The 6,659-nt window shown below is 67.2% G+C and carries 5 protein-coding genes and 2 pseudogenes; 4 read left to right on the top strand and 3 right to left on the bottom strand.

The annotated features are described in order from the left end of the window. Positions 1 to 406: 406 nt before the first annotated feature. The 4 genes and pseudogenes from ACWC5O_RS44800 (at position 407) to ACWC5O_RS44785 (ending at position 4,255) form a co-directional block, all read left to right on the top strand. Positions 407 to 1,753 (top strand): ABC transporter substrate-binding protein, encoded by a 1,347-nt coding sequence (locus tag ACWC5O_RS44800; protein ID WP_450592469.1) that lies wholly within the window; start codon positions 407 to 409, stop codon positions 1,751 to 1,753. A 275-nt stretch (positions 1,754 to 2,028) separates the two neighbouring features. Next, positions 2,029 to 2,564, top strand: a pseudogene (locus ACWC5O_RS44795) (AAA family ATPase). A gap of 473 nt (positions 2,565 to 3,037) precedes the next feature. Then, positions 3,038 to 3,929, top strand: a pseudogene (locus ACWC5O_RS44790) (hypothetical protein). 158 nt (positions 3,930 to 4,087) lie between these two features. Next, complete coding sequence (locus ACWC5O_RS44785; protein ID WP_450592466.1) at positions 4,088 to 4,255, top strand: hypothetical protein; 168 nt, start codon at positions 4,088 to 4,090, stop codon at positions 4,253 to 4,255. Positions 4,256 to 4,619: 364 nt separating this feature from the next. Here the strand turns inward: ACWC5O_RS44785 and ACWC5O_RS44780 are convergent, their stop codons facing one another. The 3 genes from ACWC5O_RS44780 to ACWC5O_RS44770 all read right to left on the bottom strand — a co-directional run. Beyond that, positions 4,620 to 5,321, bottom strand: a complete 702-nt coding sequence (locus ACWC5O_RS44780) for an HAD family hydrolase (RefSeq protein ID WP_450781309.1) — start codon at positions 5,319 to 5,321, stop codon at positions 4,620 to 4,622. After that, positions 5,321 to 6,130, bottom strand: coding sequence for a DeoR/GlpR family DNA-binding transcription regulator (locus ACWC5O_RS44775; RefSeq protein ID WP_450781307.1), 810 nt, complete (start codon positions 6,128 to 6,130; stop codon positions 5,321 to 5,323). The genes ACWC5O_RS44780 and ACWC5O_RS44775 overlap by 1 nt, the downstream gene beginning before the upstream one ends. A 208-nt stretch (positions 6,131 to 6,338) precedes the next feature. Further along, a partial coding sequence (locus ACWC5O_RS44770; RefSeq protein ID WP_450781305.1) for a zinc-binding dehydrogenase occupies positions 6,339 to 6,659 on the bottom strand: 321 nt, incomplete at its 5' end.

The following is a 6,659-nucleotide window of genomic DNA, read 5'->3' as shown; positions in this document are numbered from 1 at the left end:
GGAACAACTCCCAGAGCCCGTCCGGCACCAGACGTTCGACCATCAACACACAGCCAGGCTACCGGTTCCTCCAAATGAGATGACCTCTTAGACGCCAGGACCCTTCGGAGTCGAAGCATCGGGCCACGTCCTCGGGCGGCACAGCCTCACTGAAGCAATAGATCCGTAACGAAGATATCACGGAGTGTGTTAAGACAGACTACAGATCTGCTAATTATTGCGATGATGATGTGGCGTCCCCCACACGAAGGACGTGCACACCATCGGTACCCCCTGCTCGGCCGGACCTGTGACAGCCGGGGCGTACCCCCGAGGCATCCCGCAACGGACTCTTCTGCTGAATCGGCGGCTCAGGGACGCGTCGGACACTCACACATTTCCGCTCACTCACACGAAAGGTCTTCCTATGCCATCGACCAGACATGCGCTCATCGCCGGCGCAACTGCCACCGCCCTTCTCGTTACTGCCTGCTCGGTCGTCGGCGTGCCCTCGGACAGTGATGGCAAGAGCATCAATGTGCTGATGGTCGGTAATCCACAGATGGAGGACATCGAGAAGCTGACGCAGAACTCCTTCACGAAGGAGACCGGCATCAAGGTGAACTTCACGGTGCTGCCGGAGAACGAGCTGCGCGACAGGGTCACGCGGGACATCGCCACCCACGCTGGACGGTACGACGTCGTCACCATCGGCGCCTACGAGGCTGGGGTCTGGAACGGGTACAGGTGGCTGAGCAACCTGGGCGGCGAGATTGATCTGGGCAGGGGTTTCGACAGAAACGACTTGCTCAAGCCGATTGTGCAGTCGCTCTCCGACGCGGACGGCCGTCCGTATGCGCTGCCGTTCTATGGCGAGTCGTCCTTCCTCATGTACCGCAAGGATGTCTTCGCCGAGATGGGCCTGAACATGCCCGAACACCCGACGTGGCAGCAGGTGGCCGCACTCGCCGCTCAGGTCGACGGCGCCAGGCCGGGGATGAAGGGAATCTGCCTGCGCGGTCAGCCCGGCTGGGGTGAACTCGGGACGCCGCTGACGAGCGTGGTCAACACCTTCGGTGGCACGTGGTTCACCAAGGACTGGAAGGCCCAGGTGAACGGCGATGGCTTCAGGAAGGCCACGAAGTTCTACGTCGATCTGGTGCGCAAGCATGGTGAGGCAGGCGCTGCGCAGGCCGGGTTCACCGAGTGCCTGAGCGCGATGAGCCAGGGCAGGGTCGCCATGTGGTACGACGCCACCAGCGCGGCCGGTTCCCTGGAGGATCCCAGCACCAGCAAGGTGGCCGGCAAGATCGGTTACGCGTACGCTCCCGTGGAGCAGACGAAGAGCAGCGGCTGGCTGTGGTCCTGGGCCTGGGCCATGCCGGTGAGCACGCTGAAGGCCAATCTGGCCTCGAAGTTCATGTTGTGGGCTTCCAGCAAGAAGTACGAGAAGCTCGTCGGCGAGAAGCTCGGCTGGTCGCGGGTGCCCGCGGGGAAGCGTGCCAGCACCTACGAGATCCCGCAGTACAAGAAGGCCGCCGCCTCCTTCGGCGACATCACCCTGAAGTCCATCCAGCAGGCCGATCCCGCGAACCCGGGCGTGCAGCCGCGGCCCACGGTCGGCATCCAGTTCGTCGCCATCCCCGAGTTCCAGGACCTGGGCAACAAGGTGACGCAGGAGATCTCCGCCGCCATCGCCGGCAAGATCAGTGTGGACAAGGCGCTCGACGATGGCCAGAAGCTCGCGGAGGATGTCGCCAATAATTACCGGTGACAGGCCCCGCTCCGTCCCGGCAAGCCGGCCAGAACCGTCCCTTGTCCGCCCGGCTGCCAGGCTGGCCCAGGACCACACTCATGCTTCTCGAGGGGTCACGTGAGAGATGCGCGGTCAACCAGAAGATCGCAGAATTGCGGCAGGCCGACACGAGCGCACCGGTCCGCGGCTGCCGCAAGGCAACGTTGCTCCCTCGTCTTGGTCCGCTTTACCGGGCAAGACATCGAGCGATATCGGATCGCATGATGCGATCGCGAGCTGGCACGCTGCGTCGCATGGGGCACGCGGAGGTACTGCTGATCGGGGGGGGCGCTCCGGCGTCGGCAAGACAACGGTGGGATGGGAGGTCGCGGCGCAACTGCGTGCCGCGGCGGTCTCTCACGTCATCATCGAGGGCGACTACATGGGTCAGGTGCACCCGGGGCCGGAGGGGGATCCCGACGCTTCCCAGCTCGTTGAGCGTAATCTGGCGGCAGTCTGGGCAAACTTCGCTGAGTGCGGCTATCGCCGTCTGATCTATACGAACACCCTGAGTGTGTTGCCTGCGATGAGCGGCATGTTCGAGCGCGCTATGGGGGCGGACGTGCGAATCGTACGGGTCCTGCTCACCGTCTCCGACAGCATCGCACGCGAACGGCTGGTGGGCCGGGAACTCGGCTCGGAGCTGGAACAGGGTCTCGAGGCCAGCACACACAAAGCAGGGCTCTTGGACAAACAGGCGGCCGCGGACACCGCACGGGTGGTAACCGATGGGCGGCCTGTCGTGGACATCGCGCGGGAGGTGGTAGCCGCCACCGGCTGGGCCGGGTAATCCGCCGCACGGTGCCGTGATCGTGCTGGTCTGCACGGGTGCGCAGAGGAGCGCGGCTACCGTTGATCACCGTGGCTTGCATGGAGTGACGATGAGGCGGTGCCGCAGGCACGGTCCAGCAAGTCCCCGCTCGCAGGCCGACTTGCATGCGCTCGTGACCGAGGCGTGGCATCGTGTCGGAGGAGCAACGGGCGAGCGGGGATTCTTCTGCCGGCGTCGGCCATGTCCGCGCATTAGTAGAACAGGCGGCGTATCCCGGTGGGTGCCCGACGACGGGCACGCACCTCGTACGATCACCGCCGATAATGAGTGCCCGTCTTCCGTTTGGGGGCTCGCCCTTCGGGCTCTGTGCGGCTGCCATTTTTCGTGCGGTCCAAGCCGTGGTGCACGCCCTGATCGACAACGCCCATCACGATCGGAATCGGCGGTCTCGCCGTCGGTGTCATTCCGATGTTCTGGCGACGGCCGAGGGAATTGGAAGCCACGAACATGCCCAGTGGGTCAGCCCCGACTTCGACCCCGACTGCGGCGACGCGCTTTCGCGCGGCCATCGGGTACGACTGCTCGCGCAGGCCTGTTGCGAGCAGTTCCACGGTTGATTCGTGGCTGGCCGCAGAGCCCCGCAGCGCCCACGCGTCGGTGCTGCGGGCCGCGACCGAAACGGCCAGGGCCTTCAACCTGGCCATAGTTGCCGGCCGTGGCGCCCCGATCGACAGAAGTCGCATCGATGCCGCGGTCATGGCCTGCCTGCGTGCCGCAGAGATGTGTCCCGAGGATCCCACGCCCTGGGTCTCCCTCATGTCCGTCGCCCGGCTGTATCCCGACGGAATGCGGCGCAGTGAACTCGCCCGCTGGTGGGACGGGTTGCACGAGCGGGACCCCTACAGCGTGGAGGGGCACCTCCAGGTGCTCCATTACTATTCCGCGCACTGGCACGGAACGCACGGCCTGATGTGCGACTTCGCCCGTGACGCCGCGGGTGTGGCCCCGCCCGGCTCCCCGCTTCCCGTCCTGGTGCAGTATGCCCGCGTGGAGGAATACCGGTTCATGTTGGAGGCGGCAAGAGGTGATCCCAGGCTGGTGCGGAGTGCCGGCCAGCACTGGGACAACGACGGCGCCGTCCACGACGTGCAGCGCACGTGGCACTGTTGGTTCGGCAGTTCGCAGGACGGCCACGTGCCGCCCGGCAGGGTCAGGGACCTCAACCACCTGACACACGCCGCCTGTTACGCCGGACTGACCGGCATCGCGGCCACATTGTTCCGGATACTCGACCGCCGCGCCACCCGCGCGCCATGGGCGAGTACCGGGGATCCCGAGAGGGAGCTCGTGCGATGGCGTCGAAACGTGGTCGAGCAGCGCTGACCGAGCGAGTCTCTTCGACCGGCTGGACGGTCGTTCGATGTGTCCGTGCGATCAGTGATCACTAATGCGATGGGAGGGCACATCGACCCGTCTCTGGCGGCCGCGCGCGCCGTGCGGCGACGGCGGGCCGACCGTCGCCGCACGTTCGAGGTCATCGCATGGACCCGCATCTGTCTGCCTGGCGGGGCCTGCCCGACATCGCCGGGGAGAAGATCCTCGCGACCGTTCTGGCCAAGGTGGACGCTGATCGGGGCATCGGCCGGACCGTGCCCGTGGACTCCACGGTGTCCGAGCACACCAGCACCAAGCCGGAGCACACTGGCTAGGGAGCCGTCGGCCGCGAAAAGCCGGCCGATCACGCGCTCGGAACGCTCGCACAGCGGGCTGAGCGCCAAGGGCCGTCTGGCCGTAGACGCCAGGGCACGCGCCCTGGCCCAGGCTGCCGCAGCAGGCCCAGGCCGGTGATGCAGCGGGCTCTGCAACCGTCGTGGCCCGCACCCGCGTTCTCCGAACGGAACCAGGCAGAGGCTACAAGCAGCGGAACGCCGTCGGACGCCGCATCAACCGCCTCGAGCAGGGGCGCGGCCTGGCGACGCGGTGCGACAAACCCGCCGTCTACCCGGCCACTTGCTACTTCGCGGCCGTCTCGTGTGGAAATGCCGCCGACCGGAGAGACAGAACCTGGAGGACTCAGTCCGGCTGCCGTTCGGGCATCAGCCGGAGGACGTCGGCGAGGCCGCGTTCGCCGGTGCGGTTCTCGGCGGGCAGGATGTAGGTCCGCAGGCCGCAGGTGGTCGCACCGCCGTCACGGACGGGGTTGTCGCCCACCATGAGTGTGGCGCGGGGCTCGGTGCCGAGGTCGGCGCACGCCTTGAAGAACAGGTGTGGATCGGGTTTCTCGCGGCCCTGTTCGTAGGAGATGACGCAGCTGTCGACCAGGGTGTCCATCCCGTGGTGGGCGAGGTGGGTGCGCAGGTCCCAGGCGAAGTCGCTGACGATGGCGACGCGCAGGCCGCGGGAGCGGAGTGCGCGCAGGGTGGGTTCGGTGTCGGGGTCCAGGCGTCCGGGGCGGTGAGTTCCCGGTAGGCCGCGTCTTCGGCGTCGCGCAGGAAGTCCACGTGTCTCCAAACGCCCCTGCTGCAGTGCGACGACCGACGGCAGCCGGAAGGCGGTGCGCAGCTGACGGGAGATCTCGGCCTCGGCGCCGGGTTCGGCGAGCAGGGCGAGCCGGCCGGACGCGCGGCCCACTCGGCGCAGCCATGTTCCCAGGGAGATCATCTGGAAGAGCGTGTTGCTGAAGTCGAAGAGCACGGCCTGCACGTGGGGCACTGCCGCGGCTATCTCGGCGTCGCTGGGGCGATAGGCACTGGGCGTTTCGAACAGTGTCCGCATCACGAGGTGGGCTGCTCTTCGGGGGCGACCGTCTCCACGGGCACTCCCAGGTCACGGATGGCGGCGAGTTCGGCCTCGGGAGTGCGGGTGTCGGTGATGACCGCCTGGTAGTCGGCCACGGTGCCGTAGGCGTACGTGGCGGTCTTGCCGAACTTCGAATGGTCGGCCAGGAGCAGGGCTTGCTTGGCGGAGGCGAGCATGGCCAGCTTGACCTCGACGTAGTCGGTCATGGGATGGAAGAGCCGGCCCTCCAGGATCGCGGTGGCGGACATCAGCGCGAGATCGGCGTGGATCTGGGACAGCGCGCGGGTCACCGCGGGACCGGTACAGGAGTTGAAGTCACCGCGGTAGCGCCCGCCCAGAAGGGTGATGTTCACCCTGGACTCGGATCCGAGGCGCTGTGCCAGGCCGACCGAGTTGGTGACGACGTGCAGCTGGTCCAGCCGGGCCAGCACGGGGACCAGTGGGAACAGGGTGGTGGAGTCGTCCATGAGGACCGTGGTGCCCGGCTTGATCCGGTCGGCGACGGCCGCGCACATGGCGTTCTTGGCCAGGAGGGCACTGCTCTCCCGGAAGCGGGTGGCCATCTCCATGGTGAGGGCGGGGAAGGCGAGGGCCCGTCCGCGCTCCTTGCGCAGGAGGTGACGTCCGGCGAGGTCGTCCAGGTCCCGGTGCATCGTCATCAGGCTCACGCCGAAGTGCTCGGCGAGGTCGTCGATGCGGGTCTCGCCGTGCTCGGCGACGTAACGCAGGACGGCCTTGCGTCGCTCCTCGACGACGGCATGGGACGATCGCGTGCGGGCGGCCACGGCGCCCCTCCTTCCCTTCGGTCGTGCTCGTTCGTCGACGGTGAACGGAGCCAGCCTCACACACGGCTGCGGTTGCGGCGTTGTCGACCGGAAGCGGTCGCTGACGCCAGTCCCGCAGTTTCGCACATGCCCCCGGGCCGGCAGAGCCCCTGCCCGGGCCCCGGACGAGCGGGGCCCGGGCAGGCCTAGTGCCCCTTCCGTCGAAGCACTAGGGAGCGTCCACGGTGACCAGGACCTTGACGTGTTCCGGGTCGAGGGAGGCGGAGAAGGCAGCGGCGGCTTCTTCCAGGGGATAGGTGGCGGTGATGATCTCGGCGGTGTCGAAGTCACCTGAGGCGATGAGGGACATGGCGACGCGATAGTCGTCGGTGGTGTACATGAGGGTGCCCTCGATGCGGATCTCCCGGTCCTGGACCAGGTCGAGGCGGACCGGGGTGGTACCGGCGGCCCCCACGCCCACGACGACGACATGGCCGCCCTTCGCGACCAGTTCGGTGGCCTGGGCCATGGACTGCTCCCGGGCGACGCA

This window comes from Streptomyces sp. NPDC001450, from assembly GCF_053597295.1.
Note: the sequence above shows the minus strand (reverse complement) of the source record. Positions and strands in the feature narration are given on the sequence as shown.

Coding starts and splice junctions, on each gene's coding strand:
- ACWC5O_RS44800 (WP_450592469.1), top strand. CDS start 407: ATGCCATCGACCAGACATGCGCTCATCGCCGGCGCAACTGCCACCGCC.
- ACWC5O_RS44785 (WP_450592466.1), top strand. CDS start 4,088: ATGGACCCGCATCTGTCTGCCTGGCGGGGCCTGCCCGACATCGCCGGG.
- ACWC5O_RS44780 (WP_450781309.1), bottom strand. CDS start 5,321: ATGCGGACACTGTTCGAAACGCCCAGTGCCTATCGCCCCAGCGACGCC.